Here is a 19,034-nt window from a genome sequence, read left to right as displayed (position 1 = left end):
CGGTCTCCCGTGTACGTAGGGCCTGGGCCCGGTCTCCCGTGTACGTAGGGCCTGGGCCCGGTCTCCCGTGTACGTAGGGCCTGGGCCCGGTCTCCCGTGTACGTACGAAGAGGGCGGCCGCACCTTCACCGGTGCGGCCGCCCTCTTCCGCGTACGGGATACGGGGCTCAGCCCTCCGCGGGCACCGGGGACGGCAGCGCGGTGGTGCCGGGGTTCTTGCGGAGGGTCGGTGCCGTGTCGGCGTCGGCGTCCGGGTCCGGGGCCGAACCCGGGGCCACCTCGATCGTGGCCGTCGTGGCCGTCTGCCGCTCCGGGAGCAGCTCCAGGACCGCCTGGCGGTGCGCCTCGCTGGTCGCCTCGTCGAAGGGGTCGGGCGTGGCGGGCACCTGGAGGCGCAGCACGGGTGCCGTGCCGAGGCGGGCGTAGCCGCGGCCCGGCGGCACGTCGGGGACCGGCGTGGTGTGCGGCCGGCTGCCCAGGACCGAGGCGATCTGCTCCGGGGCGGCCGGGCCGAGCACGACCCGGGCCCGGGTGTGGGTCCGTACCGTGTCGCCCAGCGCGTCCAGGCTGTCGAACTGCTCGGCCACCACGACGGTGACCTGCGCGGCGCGCCCGTGCCGCAGCGGCACCTGGAGCAGGTCCTGCGGGTCGGGGCGGCCGTCGGCGGCGGCCAGGTGGCCCAGCACGCTCGGCCGGTCGAGCAGGATCCACAGCGGGCGCCGGGTGTCGTCGGGGGCCGCGTGGCCCGCCTGGCGGGCGCGGTTCGCGGCGATGAGGCGCCGCTCGGTCTCGTGCGCCGCCCATTCCAGGCTCGCCAGGGCGCCCGAGAGCCCGCACTCGACGGCGAGCACCCCGGCCCGGCCGACCAGGCAGGCGAACTCTCCGGTGCCGCCGCCCTCGATGACCAGCACGTCGCCATGGGGGAGGGCCTGGAGCGCGATCGAACGCAGCAGGGAGGTGGTGCCGCTGCCGGGCTGCCCGACGGCCAGCAGATGCGGCTCGGTGGAGCGCGGCCCGGTGCGCCAGACGACGGCGGGGGCGTCCTCGGTGCCGTCGGCGGCCTGGACGGGGACGGTCCGCTGCACGGCGTCGGCGTCGGTGAAGCCGAGCACGGTCTCGCCGGGCACCGTGACGAAGTGCTGGGCGGCGATGGTGGTGGGGAGCGCGTCGAGCACCTGCATGGTCAGCTGGTTGCCCTCCTCGTCCCACGCGAAGAGGTACTCGCGGCCGCGGCCCGATTTGGCGTGCAGCAGCTGCTCGATGCGGGCGCGGGCGGCGGGCTCGCCGTCGGTGAAGTACGGGGGGTAGGAGATGCGGAGCCGGGTCAGCCGGCCGTCCTCGTCGAAGGCGTAGTCCGCGAAGGCCTCGCTCCAGTCCCCGCCGTGCGCGAAGAGCGGCTCCGGGTCGTCGGGGAGCGAGAGATACGGCACCAGGGCCTCGTAGAGGCCCTTGAGGCGGGCGACCTCGGCGTCGTCGGGCCCGGTCTTGACGACCGGGCGCTCCCGTCCCTGCCAGGCGGCGGCGCCCATCACCCCGACGAGGGCGAGCAGCGGGCCGTAGGGCATGAAGGCGACGACGAGGATGCAGGCCGCGACCAGGAACAGCGTGGGACCGCGCCGCTCCTTGGGGGTCGCGGCCCACTTGGCGCGCGCGGTCGCGGCCAGCTTCCGCAGACCACGCGAGATGGTGATCAGCGGGTGGAGCACGTCGGTGGCGCTGTCGGCGGCCGTGCGCGCGATCTCTCGGCTGCGAGCGATCTGGGCGCTGCCGCTGCTCAGAATGCGGGGGAGTGGTCGCCGGGCCACGTCGTACTCCTGGAGGGGTGGAAGGGACTGGGGGGCGTCAGAACTTGATCCCGCCCAGAAGGCTGGCGAGGCTCTGTCCGCCCGCGGTGATGCTGGGGGCGATGGCGGTGCCCGCGAGGTAGAACCCGAAGAGGGCGCTGACCAGGGCGTGCGAGGCCTTCATGCCGTCCTTCTTGAAGAACAGGAAGCAGATGATGCCGAGCAGGACGACGCCTGAGATGGACAGGATCATGAGGTGTTCTCCTGGTTGAGGGGACAGTCACCATCAGTCCTTCCAGGTTCACAGCAAGTATCTATGTGACTAAAGGTGCATATGGGTGAATTGCTGATGTTTTCACTTGACCGGCGTAGAACCGGTCCTTCTTCGGGTGGCGAAACGTCCGGATCGCGCTAAAAGGGAGCGCGTCGCGAGTGATCTTTGCCTCGATCGTGCGCGGTCATGTCGTCGACCGGGCAGTACCCTGTCGATTCACTCGTACGGCCTCACTTGCCGTGCGCAGGTCAAGCATGAGAGGTAGGCGCCACCATGAGCGAGAGTCCGACCCCGGACCCCGAGGTCGTCGAGCTGGCTTCCAAGGTCTTCGACCTGGCCCGCACCGGCGACGCCGCGGCTCTCGCCGCCTACGTCGACGCCGGCGTCCCGGCGAACCTCACCAACGAGAAGGGCGACTCGCTCGTCATGCTCGCCGCCTACCACGGGCACGCCGACGCGGTCGCCGCCCTCCTGGAGCGCGGCGCCGACGCCGACCGCGCCAACGACCGCGGCCAGACCCCGCTCGCCGGCGCCGTCTTCAAGGGCGAGGGCGCCGTCGTCCGCGCGCTCCTGGCCGGCGGGGCGAATCCGGAGGCAGGGACTCCGTCCGCCGTGGACACGGCGCGGATGTTCGGCAAGGCCGAACTCCTCGAGCTCTTCGGAACCCGGTGAACACCGGCTGAACCCCAGGTGAGAGCAGCGTCGTAAATGTGGTCGCGGTGGCGAAATGGGTGGGTCATCATGACGTCGGGCCCGCAGGGGGCCACCGACGAGAGGCAGAGGAAGATGGTCACTGGCAAGCGCAGGACGACGGGCGGCCCGACGTGTTGCCGCACGGCCTAGGCGAACAGCCTGACCCGGTTCATCCCGGATTCCCCCCGGTCGTGTCGACAGCTTGATGTGAGGCGTCTTCCATGTTCGATCCAGTCATAGCGCCGAGCGGCACCCTGCTCGGCCTGTTGCAGAGGGGCCGCGGCGACGGCACCCTGCACGCGCTCGCCGCGCCACGTGCCGAGGCCCTCGCGGCCCTCAACGGCTGCGTTCTCGACGACCCCCGCCACGACTGGCAGGTCGAGAACCGCTCCCTCTACTACGCACGGCTCTACCTGGACCTTCACGGAGGTCTGGAGGAGATCGAGGCGCACCTCTTCGGCACCGAGGACCACCTCGACGCCGAGGAGGGCAGGACCGGGCTCGCGCTCGCCGTCCTCGGCCACCTCGCCTCCTACGGACGCCGCGACGCCCTGCTGCTCCTGCGGCGGTACGCCGCCACCGGGACCAACTGGGCCTGGGCCCTGGACGAGCTCGCGCTCCGCGACGACGACGCCGGCCTGCGCTCCCTCGCCCTGCCCGTCCTCGCCCGCTTCCCGGCCGACGCCGAGGGCGAGGCCGAGCTCGCGGCAGCCGTCCGCGACGCGTTCGAACCGCGGCCCTGGCGGCTGTGGGCCGAGGACCCGCGTCCCGCCGTCGGCGCCCGGATCAAGGCCGCCGGCGAACAGGGCTCCTTCGACCGCTGGCAGCGCCAGCTCCGCCCCACCGGGCCCCGGCCCGGCTGGAGCGTCCAAGCCGTCCTCGACTGGGCCCAGGAGGGCCTGGAGCGCGGCGCCGAACTGCACGGGCCCGCCGCCCGCTGCCTGGTCGCCGTCGCCGCCCCCGAGGACCGCGAGCTGATCCTCGCCACCGCCCGCCGCGGCCCCGACGGCGCCCGCTGCGCCGCGCTGCACTACCTCGCCGAGGCGCAGGACCCCGCCGTCCTCGACCTCGTCGAACTCGCCGCCGGCGAGGCCTCCCGCACCGTCGCCGACGCGGCCGTCGCCGCCTTCGAGCGGATGTGCGGCGAAGCCGCCGTGGACCGGGCCCGCGGCTGGATCCACCGCCCCGACGCACTCGGCACGGCCGCCGCCGGCATGCTCGCCTTCCGTGGCGGCACCCAGGACTCCCCCCTCGTCCTCGGTGCCCTCCGCGAGACCGTGCGTGCCCAGGGCCCCGACGCGGCCGCCCTCTACCCCCTCGTCGACGGCGCCGGACGCCTCGGCATCGGGTGCGCGGCCCCCGTGCTGCGCCACATCTACCGCGAGACGGCCTCCTCCCAGCTGCGCGGCCGCACCGCCCGCGCGCTGGCCGCCACCGACCCCACCTTCGCCAACGGCTTCGCCGTCGAATGCCTGTGGGACTGCGAGGAGACCACCCGCGAGCTCGCCGCGCTCCACGCGGAGACCGGTGACGTACGCGTCGCCGAACGCCTGCGCCGGCTCGCCGCCGACCCCGCCGAGGAGGCCGAGGTCCAGACGGCCGTGCGCAACCGGATAGGGCCGGATCTCGACCTCCAGGTCTGAGCGCCGTCTCCCGGGGGTGGCCGGTCCGGCCACCCCCGCCGCTCTTGGCACCGCCCGGGGCAAACGCTCATGGGACGTTCCCCGCCCGTCCAGATCCACTTTGACGGGGACACGCCGAGCGCGACGACAACACCCGTATGCGTGTCGTCATCGTCACCGAGTCCTTCCCGCCCGACGTCAACGGTGTGGCGCACTGCGCCCAGCAGACCGCGCTCCACCTCGTCCGCCGCAGCCACACCCCCCTGGTCGTCGCCCCCGCCCTCGGCGCCCTCGCGGCCACCGGCCCGGACGCCGACGCGCCCTGCCCCGTCGTCCGCGTGCCGTCCCTGCCGCTGCCCGGCTATCCGCAGGTACGGGTCGCCCTCCCCAGCCGCCGGGTCGCCGCCGCCATCGCCGAGCACCGGGCCGAGATCGTGCACCTGGCCAGCCCCTTCGTCCTCGGCGTGCGCGGCATGTCGGCCGCCGCCCGCCTCGGCCTGCCGGCCGTCGCCGTCTACCAGACCGACCTCGCCGGATACGCCCGTACGTACGTGGGCGCGGGCGAGTCCACCGCCTGGCGCCGGCTCCGCGCGGTGCACGGCGCCGCCGACCGCACCCTCGCGCCCTCCACCGCCGCCGTACGGGACCTGGAGGCGCACGGCGTCGCCCGGATCCGGCTGTGGCGGCGCGGGGTCGACACCGAGCGCTTCCGGCCGGATCTTCGCGACGAGTCGCTGCGGCGCTCGCTCGCGCCCGGCGGCGAGACGCTCGTCGGCTACGTCGGCCGCCTCGCCCCCGAGAAGCGCGTCGACCTCCTCGCCGGGGTCTGCGCGCTGCCCGACGTCCGGGTCGTGGTCGTCGGCGACGGGCCCAGCGAGCCGTCGCTGCGCGCCGCGCTCCCCGGCGCCGTCTTCCTCGGCCGCCGCACCGGCGCCGACCTGGCCCGGATCTTCGCCTCGCTCGACGTGTTCGCGCACACCGGCCTGTACGAGACCTTCTGCCAGACCGTCCAGGAGGCCATGGCCTCCGGCATCCCGGTCGTCGCCCCCGCCGCGGGCGGCCCCCTCGACCTCGTCGACCACCGCCGCACCGGCTTCCTGGTACCGCCCGACGCCCCCGGGGCCCTGCGCGAGGCCGTCGCCGCCCTCGTCGCCGCCCCGGCCCTGCGCGCCGTCTACGGCAGAGCCGGACGGGCCGCCGTCGAGCAGCGCACCTGGGAGGCGGTCGGCGACGAGCTGATCGGCCACTACCAGGAGGTGCTGCGCGAGCGGACGGCGGTGGCGGCGTGAGCGGGACGGGGCGGGCGCTGCGGATCGTGCGGGTCGCCAACTTCGTCACCCCGACCTCCGGCGGCCTGCGCACCGCGCTCGACCAGTTGGGCCGGGGCTACCGTGCCGCCGGGCACGAACCCGTCCTCGTCGTCCCCGGCGACGCGGCGAGCGACGAGGAGACCGCCCAGGGAAGGGTCATCACCCTGCCGGGGCCCGTTATCCCCGGCACCGGCGGCTACCGGGTGCTCGCCGACCGGCGCCGCCTGCGCCGCGTCCTCGACGGGCTCGCCCCGGACCGACTGGAGGTCTCCGACCGGACCACCCTGCGCTGGACGGGGGAGTGGGCCCGCCGGGCCAGGGTGCCGTCCGTGATGGTCTCCCACGAGACGGCCGACGGGGTGCTCCGTACCTGGGGCGTCCCCGAGGCGGCCGCCGCCCGCGCCGCCGACCGGCTCAACCGCCGCACCGCCTGGGCCTACTCCCGGATCGTGTGCACCACGGAGTGGGCCGAGCGGGAGTTCGTACGGATCGGGGCCCGCAACGTCGTCCGCGCCCCGCTGGGCGTCGACCTGGACCGCTGCCGGCCCGGGCGCCGCAGTAGCGTCCTGCGGGCCCGGTACGCGGCCGGCGAGCGGGTGCTGCTCCTGCTGTGCTCGCGGCTCTCCGTCGAGAAGCGCCCCGGCACGGCCCTCGACGCCCTCGCCGAACTGCGCGCCCAAGGGGTGCCGGCCCTCCTCGTCGTGGCGGGTGACGGGCCCCTGCGGGGCGCCCTGGAGCGCCGCGCCCGGGAACAGCGCCTCCCGGTCCGGTTCCTCGGCCACGTCGCCGACCGCGAGGCCCTCGCCGACCTCCAGGCCGCGGCGGACGTGTGCCTGGCCCCCGGACCCGCCGAGACCTTCGGGCTCTCCGCCCTGGAGGCACTCGCCTGCGGCACCCCCGTCGTCTGCAGCGCCTCCTCGGCCCTCCCCGAGGTCGTCGCCGACGCGGGCGCCTGCGCCGCCGACGAGCCCGCCGCCTTCGCCCGCGCGGTGCGCACCGTCCTCGCCCTCCCCGAGGGGCCGCGGCGGGCGACGGCCCGCGCCCGCGCGGAGCTCTTCTCCTGGGACCGCGCCACCGCCGCCTTCCTGGCCGCCCACGACGCCGCCACCCGCCAGGAGACCCCGAGATGACCGCGCTCGCGGGCACCGACGCCGGAGCTGGCCACGGCCCCGTAACCAGCCCCCGCGCGGGCGAAGCCCCGGCATCCGGCACCGCGCGGGGACCGGTCCGCTTCGTCGTCCTCGGGGACTCCCTCAGCGAGGGCGTCGGCGACCGGGCCGACGGGCGGTGGCGGGGCTGGGCCGCGCTGCTCGCCGAAGGCCTGCGGGCCGACGCCGGGACCACCGCGTTCACGAACCTGGCGGAGAGCGGGGCGCAGAGCCGCGAGGTCGCCGAGCGGCAGCTGCCCGCGGCGCTCGCCCTGGAACCGCAGCTCGCCTCCGTCGTCGCGGGCGTCAACGACACCCTCCGCCACACCTTCGACATCGGGCACCTCGCCCGCCGCCTCGACCGGGTCTGCGCCGAGCTCACCGCTGCCGGGGCCGTCCTGCTCACCGCCTGCCTGCCGGACCCCGGCCTCATGCTCGGCCTTCCCGCGCCGCTCGCCGGCCCCCTGGCCCGGCGCCAGAGGTCCGTCAACGGCGTCGTCCACGCCCTCTCCGCCCGATACGACGCCGTCCACCTGCACCTGGACGCACCCGCCTGGACCGCGGACCGGACCCTGTGGAGCGCCGACCGGCTGCACCCCGGGGAGCGCGGACACCGTGCCATCGCGGGCGCCTTCCACCGACTCCTGCGCGACCGGGGCCTCGCCGACGGCCCGCCCCCGTCGCCCGAGCCGGAGCGGCCGCCGCCCGGCCGTACGGACGCGGCGCTCTGGCTCGCCACCGCCGGGACCGCCTGGATCCTGCGCCGCTGCCACGACCTGCTGCCGCAGCTGCTCCTGCTCGCCGCCGCCGAACTGCGCCACACCGCCACCGGGACCCGCGCCCGGCTCGACGCCCGCGCCGAGCACGCCCTGGCGGCCGCCCTGTCCGCCGCGCGCCCGACGGCGTCGGGCGCCCTCGGAGCCGCCTTCCCGCCACAATGAGGACATGACCGGAGGCTGGGAGTTCTGGATCGACCGGGGCGGCACCTTCACCGATGTCGTGGGCCGCCGCCCGGACGGCCGGATCGTCACCCGCAAGCTGCTCTCGCACGACCCGGCCCGCACCCAGGACGCCGCCGTCGCGGGCATCCGGCTCCTCCTCGGCCTCGGCCCCGGGGAGCCCGTCCCCGCCGACCGGATCGACGTCGTCAAGATGGGCACCACGGTCGCCACCAACGCCCTCCTGGAGCGGCGCGGCGAGCCCACCGTCCTCCTGATCACGGCCGGCTTCCGCGACGCCTTGCGCATCGCCTACCAGAACCGCCCCCGCCTCTTCGACCGGCACATCGTGCTCCCCGAGGCGGTCTACGCGCGGGTCGTCGAGGTCCCCGAGCGGGTCGACGCCCACGGCGGGGTCGTCAGCCCGCTCGACGAGGACGCCGTCCGCGAGCGGCTCGCCGCCGCCCACGACGCCGGACTGCGCTCCGCCGCCGTCGTCCTCGTCCACGGCTACCGGTACCCCGAGCACGAGACCCGCGTCGCCGCCCTCGCCCGCGCCGCCGGATTCACCCAGGTCAGCGTCTCCCACGAGGTCAGTCCACTCATCAAACTCGTCCCCCGGGGCGACACCACCGTCGTCGACGCCTACCTCTCGCCGATCCTGCGCCGGTACGTCGACGAGGTCGCCGCCGAACTCGCCGGAATCCGCCTGATGTTCATGCAGTCCAACGGAGGCCTGCGCGAGGCCGCGAACTTCCGCGGCAAGGACGCCGTCCTGTCCGGCCCGGCCGGCGGCGTCGTCGGCATGGCCCGCACCTCGGCCCAGGCCGGACTCGACCGGGTCATCGGCTTCGACATGGGCGGCACCTCCACCGACGTGTCCCACTACGCGGGCGAGTTCGAGCGCGAACTCGGCACCCAGGTCGCCGGCGTCCGGATGCGCGCCCCGATGATGAGCATCCACACCGTCGCCGCCGGCGGCGGCTCCGTCCTCCACTACGACGGGCGCCGCTACCGCGTCGGCCCCGACTCGGCGGGCGCCGTGCCCGGCCCCGCCTGCTACCGGCGCGGCGGCCCGCTGACCGTGACCGACGCCAACGTCATGCTGGGCCGGATCCAGCCCGGCCACTTCCCGGCCGTGTTCGGCGAGAACGGCGACGAGCCGCTCGACGCCCAGGTCGTCCGCGAACGGTTCACGGCCCTCGCCGCCGAGGTGGGCGGCGGACGCACCCCCGAGGAGGTCGCCGCGGGCTTCCTGGAGATCGCCGTCCTCGACATGGCCAACGCCGTCAAGAAGATCTCCGTCCAGCGCGGCCACGACGTCACCCGCTACGCCCTCACCTGCTTCGGCGGCGCCGGCGGCCAGCACGCCTGCGCCGTCGCCGACGCGCTCGGCATCGACACCGTCCTCGTACCGCCCCTGGCCGGCGTCCTGTCCGCGTACGGCATCGGCCTCGCCGACGCCACCGCCATGCGCGAGCAGTCCGTCGAGGCCGAACTCGACGCCCCCGGCACCGCCGCACGCCTCACCGAGCTCTGCGCCGCCCTCGCCGACCGCACCCGCGCCGAACTCCGCGCCGACGGACTCACCGACGAGGCCATCACCACCCGTGCGCGCGTCCTGCTGCGGTACGCCGGCACCGACGCCGCTCTCCCCGTACCCCTGGCACCCGCCGAATCGATGAAAACCGCGTTCACAGCCATCCATCGCGCGCGGTACGCCTTCACCATGGACAAGCCGCTCGTCGTCGAGGCCGTCTCCGTCGAGGCCGTCGGCGCCGCGGGACCCCACGGCCCCGTCGTCGTCCCCGAAGGAGCACGACAAGGGCGGCTCACCCCGCGCGCCACGGTCACCACCCACAGCGCGGGGGAGCCCGTCCCCACCCCGCTGCACCGCCGCGAGGACCTGCGCCCCGGCGACACCGTCACCGGCCCCGCGATCCTCGCCGAGGCCGACGCCACCACTGTCGTCGACGCCGGCTGGCGCGCCACCGCCGCCGACGGCGGACACCTCCTCCTGCACCGAGTCACCCCGCGCCCCGCGCGGGTGGCCGCCGGCACCGACGTCGACCCCGTCCTCCTGGAGGTGTTCAACAACCACTTCATGGCGATCGCCGAGCAGATGGGCGTGCGCCTGGAGAACACCGCCCACTCCGTCAACATCAAGGAACGGCTCGACTTCTCCTGCGCCCTCTTCGACCCCGAGGGCAACCTCATCGCCAACGCCCCCCACATCCCGGTCCACCTCGGTTCCATGGGCGAGTCCATCAAGGAGGTCCTGCGCCGCAACCGGGACTCCCTGCGCCCCGGCGACGCGTACGCGATCAACGACCCGTACCACGGCGGCACCCACCTCCCCGACATCACCGTCGTCACGCCCGTCTTCGACGACACCGGCACCGCCCTGCGCTTCCTCGTCGCCTCCCGGGGCCACCACGCCGAGATCGGCGGCATCACCCCCGGCTCCATGCCCGCCTTCAGCCGCACCGTCGACGAGGAGGGCGTCCTCTTCGACAACTGGCTGCTCGTGCGCGACGGGAGACTGCGCGAGGCCGAGACCAGGGCCCTGCTCACCGGCGCCCGCCACCCCTCGCGCGACCCCGACACCAACCTCGCCGACCTGCGGGCCCAGATCGCCGCCAACGAGAAGGGCATCGAGGAACTCCGCCGGACCGTCGCCGAGTTCGGCCTCGACGTCGTCCACGCGTACATGCGGCACGTCCGCGCCAACGCCGAGGAGTCCGTCCGCCGGATCGTCGCCCGGCTGCGCGACGGAAGCTGCCGTTACGAGACCGACGCCGGCGCCGTCGTCCAGGTCGCCGTCCGCGTCGACCGCGAACACCGCGGCGCCGTCCTCGACTTCACCGGCACCTCGCCCCAGCTGCCCGGCAACGCCAACGCCCCCACCTCCGTGGTCATGGCGGCCGTGCTCTACGTCTTCCGCACGCTCGTCGACGAGGACATCCCGCTCAACAGCGGCTGCCTGGAACCGCTCGACGTCCGCGTCCCGCCCGGCTCCATGCTGGCCCCCGTCCACCCCGCCGCCACCGTCGCCGGGAACGTCGAGACCTCCCAGGCCGTCACCGGCGCCCTCTACGCGGCCCTCGGCGTGCAGGCCGAGGGCTCCGGCACCATGAACAACGTCACCTTCGGCAACGACCGCGTGCAGTACTACGAGACCGTCGCCAGCGGATCCGGCGCGGGCGAGGGCTTCGCCGGAGCCGACGCCGTGCAGACCCACATGACCAACTCCCGGCTCACCGACCCCGAGATCCTGGAGTGGCGCCATCCCGTCCGGGTCGACGCCTTCGCCGTCCGCGACGGCAGCGGCGGCCGGGGCCGCTGGCCCGGCGGCGACGGCGTCGAGCGCCGCATCCGCTTCCTGGAACCCATGACGGTCGCCCTGCTCACCGGACACCGCCACGTCCCGCCCTACGGCATGGCGGGCGGCGAGCCCGGCGCCCTCGGCGCCAACACCGTCGAACGCGCCGACGGCACCGTCGACCACCTCGACGGCGTCGACACCACCGAGGTCGGCCCCGGAGACGTCCTCGTCGTCCGCACCCCCGGAGGCGGCGGCTACGGCCCGCCGCCCCTGTGAACAGGGTTTTCAGCGGTACGGGACGAAACGCACCACCGTCCCCGGCACGGCCTGCGCCGCGCCCGCCAGATCCGCCTCCCGGACCACCCCCACCACCGGGTAACCGCCCGTCGTCGGATGATCGGCCAGGAACACCACCGGACGCCCGTCCGGCGGCACCTGCACCGCACCCAGGGCCATGCCCTCGCTGGGCAGCTCCCGCGCGACCGCCCGCTCCAGGGAAGGCCCCTCCGTGCGCAGCCCGATCCGGTTGCTCGCCGAGGACACCCGCCACCCGCCCGTCGCGAGCGTCCGCAGTGCGTCCGGCGTGAACCAGTCGTCGCGCGGACCCAGCCGGACCCGCAGGACGAGCTCGTCCCGCGGGCCCGGCCAGGGCGGAGCGTCGACCGACCCCCGTACGGCCGTGACCGCTCCCAGCGGCAGCACCTCCCCGTCCGACAGCGGCGCCGGGCCGAGCCCGGACAGCAGATCGGTCGAGCGGCTGCCGAGCACCGGGTCCACGGCGACACCGCCGCCGAATCCCACGTACGAGCGCAGCCCGCGCACGGCCGCCCCCACCTCCAGGAGCCGCCCCGGACCGACCCGTACGACCGTGCCCCAGGCGACGGGCCGGCCGTCCACGGACACCGGGCACGGCGCCCCGCCGACCACCACCGTCACCGCGCCCCTCGGGCGCACCGCGCACCCGGTGACCGTGGTCTCCAGGACGGCCGCGCCCTCCTCGTTGCCGAGCAGCCGGTTGACGAGCCGCACCGCGCCCGGGTCCAGCGCCCCCGACCGCGGCACGCCCAGATGCGCGTACCCCGCCCTGCCCAGGTCCTGCACGGTGGTCAGCGCCCCGGCCCGTACGACGGCCACGGCACGATCGCTCATCGGCCCGCCACCGTGAAACGCACCCGGGCACCCGGGGAGAGCAGCGCCGCCGGCTCGCGCGCCGTGTCCCACAGCACCGCGTCCGTGGTGCCGATCAGCTGCCAGCCGCCCGGCGAGGAGCGCGGATACACGCCCGTGTACGGCCCGGCCAGCGCCACCGACCCGGCCGGGACGGCGGTCCGCGGCGTGGCCCGGCGCGGCACCTCGTACCGCGGCCCGAGCCCCGTCAGATAGCCGAAGCCCGGCGCGAAGCCGCAGAACGCGACCCGGAACACTGTCTCGGTGTGGATCCGCACCGCCGCCTCGGCCGACACCCCCCACAGGGCGGCGACCTCTGCCAGGTCCGGCCCGTCGTACCGCACCGGCACCGTCACGGCGGCCCCCTCGGGCGCGCACCGCGCGGGCACGTCCCAGGAACGCAGCTCGGCCGCGAGCCGGTCCGGCGCCGTCACCCCTTCGAGGAGCACGGTCCGCGCCGCCGGCACGATCTCCCGTACGGAGGGCAGCGCGCCCGCCTCCCGCCGCCGCAGCAGCTCGGCGTGGAAGGCCTCGGCCGCCTCCCCGCTCACCAGCTCGACGAGCAGCCCCCGGTCACCCACCCGGTACACCTTGCGCGCCCTCACGCGAAGGCCTCCACCCGGACGCCCGAGGACTCCAGCCGCTCACGCACCAGCCGGGCGAGCCCGACCGCGCCGGGAGTGTCGCCGTGCAGGCACAGCGAGCGCGCCCGGACGGCGACCGCCTGCCCGCAGTGCGCGGTGACCACCCCGAACCGGGCCATGGACACGGCCCGTTCGACGACCTCGCCCGGATCGGTCACCACGGCACCCTCCTGCCCCCGTGGCAGCAGGGTGCCGTCCGCCCGGTACGCGCGGTCGCCGAAGGCCTCGCCGACGACGGGCAGCCCGGCCAGCGCCGCCGCCTCGTGCAGCCGCGAGCCCGGCAGCCCGAGCACAGGCAGCTCCGCCGAGGCGAGCAGGACCCCCTCGACGACCGCCGCCGCCTGCTCCTCGTCACGGACGACCCGGTTGTAGAGCGCCCCGTGCGGCTTGACGTACGCCACGCGGGAGCCGGCCGCCCGCGCGAACACCTCCAGGGCGCCGATCTGGTACGCGACCTCGGCCGCCAGCTCCGCCGCCGGCACGTCCATGGAGCGCCGGCCGAACCCCGCCAGGTCCCGGTAGGAGACCTGGGCCCCGATCCGCACCCCTCTCGCCGCCGCCAGCTCGCAGACGCGCCGCATCGTCGCCGCGTCCCCGGCATGGAAGCCGCAGGCGACATTGGCGCTGGTGACCACCGAGAGCAACTCCTCGTCGTCGGTCAGCGTCCAGCGGCCGAAGCCCTCGCCGAGGTCGGCGTTGAGGTCGATCGAGACCGGGGTCATGGTGGGTTTCCTTCCTTTCGTGCGCAGAAGAGCGGGGGAACGGGGCACGTTCCCCGGTCAGGCCCCGCCGCGGGCCAGCGCGCGGGCGGTCCGCGGGTCGATGACGGCGGCGCGGGTCATGCGAGCTCCCTCCCCCGGGTCTCCGGCAGGCCGAGCAGGGCCAGCAGGGCCAGGCCGTAGCCAGCCGCGCCGAAGACGAGCGCCCCGCCCACGCCCCAGCTCTCGGCGAGGAACCCGACCAGGGCCGGGAAGACGGCGCCGACCGCGCGCCCGGTGTTGTACGTGAAGCCCTGCCCCGTGCCGCGCACGGCGGTCGGATACAGCTCGGCGAGGAAGGAGCCGAAGCCGCTGAAGATGGCCGACATGCAGAAGCCGAGCGGGAAACCGAGCACCAGGAGGAGCGTGTTGGCGCCGTCGGGGATGTGGGTGTAGGCGAGGACGGCCACCGCGGACAGCACCGCGAAGAGCGCGATGTTCCGCTTCCTGCCGAGCCGGTCCGTGAGGTACCCGCCGGTCAGATAGCCGGTGAAGGCCCCCGAGATGAGGAAGGCGAGATAGCCGCCGGTGCCGACGACGGTGAGCCCGCGTTCGGTCTTCAGGAAGGTCGGCACCCAGGTGGCGAGCGTGTAGTAGCCGCCCTGGACGCCCGTCGACAAGAGCACGGCGAAGAACGTCGTGCCGAGCAGCGGGCGCTTGAAGACGGCGGTGAAGGAACCGCGGCCGGCGTTCGCGCGGCGCGCCTCGGCCGCCTGCGGCGCGTCCTCGACGTTGCGCCGTACGTAGACGACGAGGAGGGCGGGCAGGGCACCGGTCCAGAACATGACGCGCCAGGCGGTGTCGGCGTCGACGAACCGGAAGACCAGCGTGTAGACGATCACGGCGAGCGCCCAGCCGGCCGCCCACGCGCTCTGGACGCCGCCCAGGGTGCGCCCACGGTGCCGCGAAGAGGCGTACTCGGCGACCAGGATGGCGCCGACCGCCCACTCGCCGCCGAAACCGAGCCCCTGGAGGGCGCGGAAGACCATCAGGGTCTCGTAGTTGGGCGCGAAGCCGCACAGGACGGTGAAGAGCGCGAACGCGATCACCGTGACGAGGAGCGCCTTCACCCGGCCGATCCGGTCGGCGAGGACGCCGGCCAGCGCGCCGCCGACGGCGGAGACCACGAGCGTGACCGTGGTGAGGAGGCCGGTCTGGCCCTTGTCCAGACCGAAGGAGGCGGCGATGGCCACCATCGACAGGGGCAGGGTGAAGAAGTCGTACGAATCGAGGGCGTAACCGCCGAAGGCGCCGCCGAACGCGCGCCTGCCGCGCGGTCCGAGGGCGCGCAGCCAGGCGAACGCGCCGGTGTCGTCGGGGCGTTCGCCCCGGGAGGGCTGCCGGGTCTGGGTCGTGCTCATCTGCACCTCGCAGTAAGGAGGAGGAGAGTGCGGGAGAGACGTGCTGAGAACCGTGCTGAGACCGTGCTGACGTACCGTGCGGTGTCGTTCAATGTAGGGATCGTTCAACGATCCGACAAGAGTCGTATCGTCGGAGCCTCCCGTCCTTGTCTCCGGAGCCGGTCCTGCGATTGACTCGGCCGCGAACGACGGAGGGAACGGAAAGCGATGGACTCGATCGGGGACCTGGCGGACGACCGCGCCCTCCTGGGGCGCACGAGCACGGCGGAGCGGGTCGCGGACATCCTGCGCACCCGGATCGCCGAAGGCTTCTTCCCGCCCGGCACCCGCCTCTCCGAGGACGGCATCGGCGGCGCCCTCGGTGTGTCCCGCAACACACTGCGCGAGGCGTTCCGGCTGCTCACCCACGAGCGGCTGCTCGTCCACCGGCTCAACCGGGGCGTCTTCGTCCGGGTCCTCGCCGTCGACGACATCGACGACATCTACCGCACCCGCCGGCTCGTCGAGTGCGCCGTCGTCCACGCCCTGGGGGAACCGCCGTTCACCGTCGACGGCCTCACCGCCGCCGTCGCCGAGGGCGAGCGGGCCGCCCGCAGCGGGGACTGGAAGCGCGTCTCCACGGCCAACATCCACTTCCACCGCGAACTCGTCGCCCTCGCCGGCAGTGCCCGCACCGACGAACTCATGCGCGGCGTCCTCGCCGAACTCCGCCTCGCCTTCCACATCGTGGACGACCCACGCGGACTCCACGAGCCGTATCTCCTGCGAAACCGGGAGATTCTGGACGCCCTGCGGGCCGGTGAACGAGACCGGGCCGAACAGCTCCTCGCCCGCTACCTCGACGACTCCCGCACCCGGATCACCGACGTGTACGCGAAGGCGGTCGACGACCCGGAGCCCTGAACCCGGCCCCGCGCGACCGGGCCGCACACCCGGTCGTATAAGCGCCGTTTCGACCGTTGTCAGTGCGAGGACCTACTCTGTGCACCGTGACTTCGCCTGCCTCGACGGACCTCGCTCCGCCCCAGCTCAGCGCGGGGCCGCGCCCCGCGCAGGGCCCGGCCGCCGACGAAGGGCTCGCGCGGCGGCTCCGCGCGCTCGCGTGCACGGCCCCGCTGCACGACCTGGACGTGCGCAAGGCGAACCTGGCCGGCGAGTACTCGGTCTACGCGATGGCCGAGGTCGCCCTCTCCGCGATCGACCTGGTCACGCTCAACATGGACTTCGACACCGGCGCCGACCACGACCAGGTCGTCGCCCGGCTGCTGCCCCGCGTCGCCGCCCAGGCCCCCGAGCGCCCCACCGCCGAGCACGAGCGGGTGGCCCGCTGGGTCCTGGAGAACCTGATCAACGTCGGCAGCGTCGACCGCGGCTTCCGCGCCGTGTACGGCACGTTCGGCGCCGACGGCGTCTACACCCGCCGCGACTACGACTTCAAGCTGGTCGAAGAGGTCCCCGGCTACGGCGGCGGAGTCTGCCTGCGCACCACCGACGAGGCCGTCAACGTGCTCGTCGGCGCCCTCGACACCGACGTCACCAGTGCCCAGATCGCCGCCGAGGTGAAGCTGGAGGTCCTCATCAGCCGGGGCCGCCTGGCCGACGCCCAGCTCGCCGCCGAGCAGGCCCGCTACCGGACCGTGCAGTACGCCGAGACCCTCCGCAGGACCTTGGAGGCCACCCGGCGCAACGTCCGCGCGGTCGACTGGCTCAACGCCGTGCCCGACATGATCGCCGAAGCGCTCGACCACGTCGCCGACCGCTACCGCCACGAGAACGCGATCCTCACCAACATCCGCAAGGCCCGCGACGAGGCCGAGGACCAGGAGCACAAGCGCCGCGCCGCCGAGCTCGTCGACATAGTCAAGGACTGCATCCGGCGCCACACCCAGCTCCAGTCCCGCCTCCTGGAGGCCGGCCCGCTCTTCCGCGCCGAGCAGGACCGCCAGGCCTTCGCCGCGCCCACCGCCTACACGGGCCTCGACCTGTACGGGCAGCTGGTCGCCCCGCTGCTCCCGCTCCCCGTCGAGCAGGCCACCCGGGTCACCGACGCCTTCTTCGCCCACGGCACCGGCCTGCGTACCCCCTCCTCCGTCCGCGTCGGCGACCTCGTCGACCTGCTCCTCACCCCGCCCGTGGAGCGTCAGCACCTCGGCGCGGAGATGCCCGAGCCGGACCTGATCGCCACCCCGGACGACAGCCGCTTCAGCGAGGAGCAGCTGGCGAGCGCCATGGAGCTCCTCGACCTGGAGCACGACGCCCCGCGCCGACTCTCCGGCCTGCTCGCCGACGCCCGACGCCGCGACACCGACCTCCCCTACCTGGTCGCCCTCCTCGCCGTGCACGCGGCGAGCCCCCCGGTCGGCACCGCCTACCGCCAGGGCGAGCAACGCCTGCTGTTCGCCGTCGACGACGGCACCACCCTCGACGACCCCGAGTTCGGCGGCGCCGACCTCATCGTCGGCACGGCCCTCCTCGACGCCGTCGGCATGGCCGCGGACCGCTCGGAGGCGACATGACGGCGGACGACACGCCGGAGGAGCTGGAGGCCGCGGGGCACGGTGGCCCGAAGGCGGCTGGGACCCCTGGCTCAGATCCGGCAGGTACTCCACGCGCCGGAGGCGCCACCACTACGGCCGCCGACCGCGCCCCCGGCCCCCGCGTCGCCGCCGTGCCCCTGACCCGCCCCGGCGCCGGCCGGCCCCTCGGCGACGTGCCGACGGACGGCCCGCGCGTGCGCGCCGTCCCCGCCGGGACGGCGCCCGCGCCCGTGCGCCGTCCCTTCGTGCGCGCCGTGCCGCTGCCGCGCAAGCGCCGGCCGGACGCCGCTCCCGTGGCCGCGGCAGACGCCGGGACACCGGCCGTGGCTGAGGGCGGGCCCGACACCGGGGCTGCCCCGGCGCCCACGCCCGTCGCCGTCACCCCCGTACGCCTGCCCCTGACTCTGCCCGCGCCCGCCCCGGCACCCGAGCAGACTCCATCGGAGCAGGCCGCCCCGCTGGAGCAGGCCCCCGCCGTGGTCGTCCCCGCCCCCGTCGTCGTCCCCGTCCCCTCAGGGCGTCCCGCCCCTTCGCACCCCCGCCGTACCGAGGAGCCCCAGCCGTGAGCGAACACCACGTCGAGCACACCGACGCGTGGAGCGAGCCGGAGGCCCCGCAGAGCGCCGCCGCGCCCATGGGCGTCACCCCGGCGGACGCCGCCGACGCGGCGCGGCTCGTCTCGTTCGGCCTGCAGCCCAAGCTGCTGCCCGCCCGTGACGCCGAGTACGCCGAGCTGCTGCGCCGCTACCGCGAGAACCCCGCCTTCGCGCGCCTCGCGGACGCCGTCGCCACCGGCCTCGGCCTGGTCGTCCTGGAGGTCTCCCCGCGCGCGGGGATGGCCGTCACCGCGGGCGAGGACTCGGTCTTCGCCGTCCGCATGGGCGACTACGCCCGCCGCGCCTCCACGGACTCCGCCGACCGCTTCCTGCACGGCCTCGCGCACCTCGCCGTCGCGACCATGGCCTTCCCCCGCCCGGAGGACCTGGCCGACGACGGCTACATCGGCCGCCTCACCGTCAACGGCGTCGACGCCTTCGTCCGCCAGGCCTGCCGCCGCCTCGAAGAGCGCGCCGAGCAGGACGGCGAGAACACCGACCCCGCCTCCGACGCCCCCGGCCTGGAGGCCGCCTGGCGGATCTACGCCCGCCGCAGCGCCACCGGCGCCACCAAGGACGCCCGCCGCCTCGCCGGCTCCACCACCGGCATCGTCGGCAAGGCCGTCGGCTTCCTCACCGACTCCGGCTTCCTCCAGCGGACCGGCGACGAGTCCGGCGGCTCCTACCGCACCACCGCCCGCTACCAGCTCCAGGTCCGCGACATGGCCGGCAGCGCCGCCATGGCCGAGCTCCTCGAACTCGGCGTCGTTCCGGTCAGCGACGGATCCGCGACCCTCCTGCCGCCGCCCGAGGGCGACGACCTGGAGCTCGCCGCCGACGCCGGCCTGCCCTTCCATGCCTGACCGCCTGCGCGTGA

Annotated in this window: 16 protein-coding genes; 10 read left to right on the top strand and 6 right to left on the bottom strand. The window is 75.0% G+C overall.

Going from position 1 to position 19,034, the window contains the following annotated elements:
- Positions 1–167: 167 nt before the first annotated feature.
- Together ACZ3ZE_RS30930 and ACZ3ZE_RS30925 are read right to left on the bottom strand one after the other, a co-directional pair.
- Entirely contained in the window at positions 168–1,805 is a 1,638-nt protein-coding gene (locus tag ACZ3ZE_RS30930) for a hypothetical protein (protein WP_467261543.1), read from the bottom strand.
- A 37-nt stretch (positions 1,806–1,842) separates the two neighbouring features.
- Positions 1,843–2,037, bottom strand: coding sequence for a hypothetical protein (locus ACZ3ZE_RS30925; RefSeq protein WP_046907412.1), 195 nt, complete (start codon positions 2,035–2,037; stop codon positions 1,843–1,845).
- Between the two features lie 294 nt (positions 2,038–2,331).
- Between ACZ3ZE_RS30925 and ACZ3ZE_RS30920 the strand changes: the two genes are divergently transcribed.
- From ACZ3ZE_RS30920 to ACZ3ZE_RS30895, 6 genes are all read left to right on the top strand, one after another.
- Positions 2,332–2,730 carry an ankyrin repeat domain-containing protein gene (locus ACZ3ZE_RS30920; RefSeq protein WP_467261541.1) on the top strand — a complete coding sequence of 133 codons (399 nt, stop codon included), beginning with the start codon at positions 2,332–2,334 and terminating at the stop codon, positions 2,728–2,730.
- 242 nt (positions 2,731–2,972) lie between these two features.
- Positions 2,973–4,394, top strand: a complete 1,422-nt coding sequence (locus tag ACZ3ZE_RS30915; protein WP_361169195.1) for a HEAT repeat domain-containing protein — start codon at positions 2,973–2,975, stop codon at positions 4,392–4,394.
- Between the two features lie 137 nt (positions 4,395–4,531).
- On the top strand, positions 4,532–5,662 hold the full coding sequence (locus ACZ3ZE_RS30910; protein WP_467261539.1) for a glycosyltransferase family 4 protein: 1,131 nt from the start codon (positions 4,532–4,534) through the stop codon (positions 5,660–5,662).
- Positions 5,659–6,813 carry a glycosyltransferase gene (locus ACZ3ZE_RS30905; protein ID WP_467261537.1) on the top strand — a complete coding sequence of 385 codons (1,155 nt, stop codon included), beginning with the start codon at positions 5,659–5,661 and terminating at the stop codon, positions 6,811–6,813. Before ACZ3ZE_RS30910 ends, ACZ3ZE_RS30905 begins: the two co-directional genes overlap by 4 nt.
- Positions 6,810–7,772, top strand: a complete 963-nt coding sequence (locus tag ACZ3ZE_RS30900; protein WP_467261535.1) for an SGNH/GDSL hydrolase family protein — start codon at positions 6,810–6,812, stop codon at positions 7,770–7,772. The genes ACZ3ZE_RS30905 and ACZ3ZE_RS30900 overlap by 4 nt, the downstream gene beginning before the upstream one ends.
- Positions 7,773–7,776: 4 nt before the next feature.
- Complete coding sequence (locus tag ACZ3ZE_RS30895) at positions 7,777–11,370, top strand: hydantoinase B/oxoprolinase family protein (protein WP_361169183.1); 3,594 nt, start codon at positions 7,777–7,779, stop codon at positions 11,368–11,370.
- 9 nt (positions 11,371–11,379) lie between these two features.
- Here ACZ3ZE_RS30895 and ACZ3ZE_RS30890 read toward each other — a convergent pair whose 3' ends face one another.
- The 4 genes from ACZ3ZE_RS30890 to ACZ3ZE_RS30875 all read right to left on the bottom strand — a co-directional run bounded on the left by ACZ3ZE_RS30890 (position 11,380) and on the right by ACZ3ZE_RS30875 (position 15,024).
- Positions 11,380–12,243, bottom strand: a complete 864-nt coding sequence (locus tag ACZ3ZE_RS30890; protein WP_361169180.1) for a 5-oxoprolinase subunit C family protein — start codon at positions 12,241–12,243, stop codon at positions 11,380–11,382.
- The gene (locus ACZ3ZE_RS30885; RefSeq protein ID WP_361169177.1) at positions 12,240–12,866 is read right to left on the bottom strand and encodes a 5-oxoprolinase subunit B family protein; all 627 of its coding nucleotides are present in this window, start codon (positions 12,864–12,866) and stop codon (positions 12,240–12,242) included. Before ACZ3ZE_RS30885 ends, ACZ3ZE_RS30890 begins: the two co-directional genes overlap by 4 nt.
- Complete coding sequence (locus ACZ3ZE_RS30880; protein ID WP_361169174.1) at positions 12,863–13,627, bottom strand: LamB/YcsF family protein; 765 nt, start codon at positions 13,625–13,627, stop codon at positions 12,863–12,865. Before ACZ3ZE_RS30880 ends, ACZ3ZE_RS30885 begins: the two co-directional genes overlap by 4 nt.
- A gap of 116 nt (positions 13,628–13,743) precedes the next feature.
- Entirely contained in the window at positions 13,744–15,024 is a 1,281-nt protein-coding gene (locus ACZ3ZE_RS30875) for an MFS transporter (RefSeq protein ID WP_361169170.1), read from the bottom strand.
- A gap of 207 nt (positions 15,025–15,231) precedes the next feature.
- Between ACZ3ZE_RS30875 and ACZ3ZE_RS30870 the strand changes: the two genes are divergently transcribed.
- From ACZ3ZE_RS30870 to ACZ3ZE_RS30855, 4 genes are all read left to right on the top strand, one after another.
- Entirely contained in the window at positions 15,232–15,927 is a 696-nt protein-coding gene (locus ACZ3ZE_RS30870; RefSeq protein WP_361169167.1) for a GntR family transcriptional regulator, read from the top strand.
- Between the two features lie 86 nt (positions 15,928–16,013).
- On the top strand, positions 16,014–17,540 hold the full coding sequence (locus tag ACZ3ZE_RS30865; protein ID WP_361626625.1) for a hypothetical protein: 1,527 nt from the start codon (positions 16,014–16,016) through the stop codon (positions 17,538–17,540).
- Positions 17,537–18,127 (top strand): hypothetical protein, encoded by a 591-nt coding sequence (locus tag ACZ3ZE_RS30860; RefSeq protein WP_361626628.1) that lies wholly within the window; start codon positions 17,537–17,539, stop codon positions 18,125–18,127. The genes ACZ3ZE_RS30865 and ACZ3ZE_RS30860 overlap by 4 nt, the downstream gene beginning before the upstream one ends.
- Positions 18,124–19,020 (top strand): hypothetical protein, encoded by an 897-nt coding sequence (locus ACZ3ZE_RS30855; protein WP_361626631.1) that lies wholly within the window; start codon positions 18,124–18,126, stop codon positions 19,018–19,020. Before ACZ3ZE_RS30860 ends, ACZ3ZE_RS30855 begins: the two co-directional genes overlap by 4 nt.
- Positions 19,021–19,034 lie beyond the last annotated feature (14 nt).

This window comes from Streptomyces sp. NPDC023157 (genome assembly GCF_055560575.1).
Note: the sequence above shows the minus strand (reverse complement) of the source record. Positions and strands in the feature narration are given on the sequence as shown.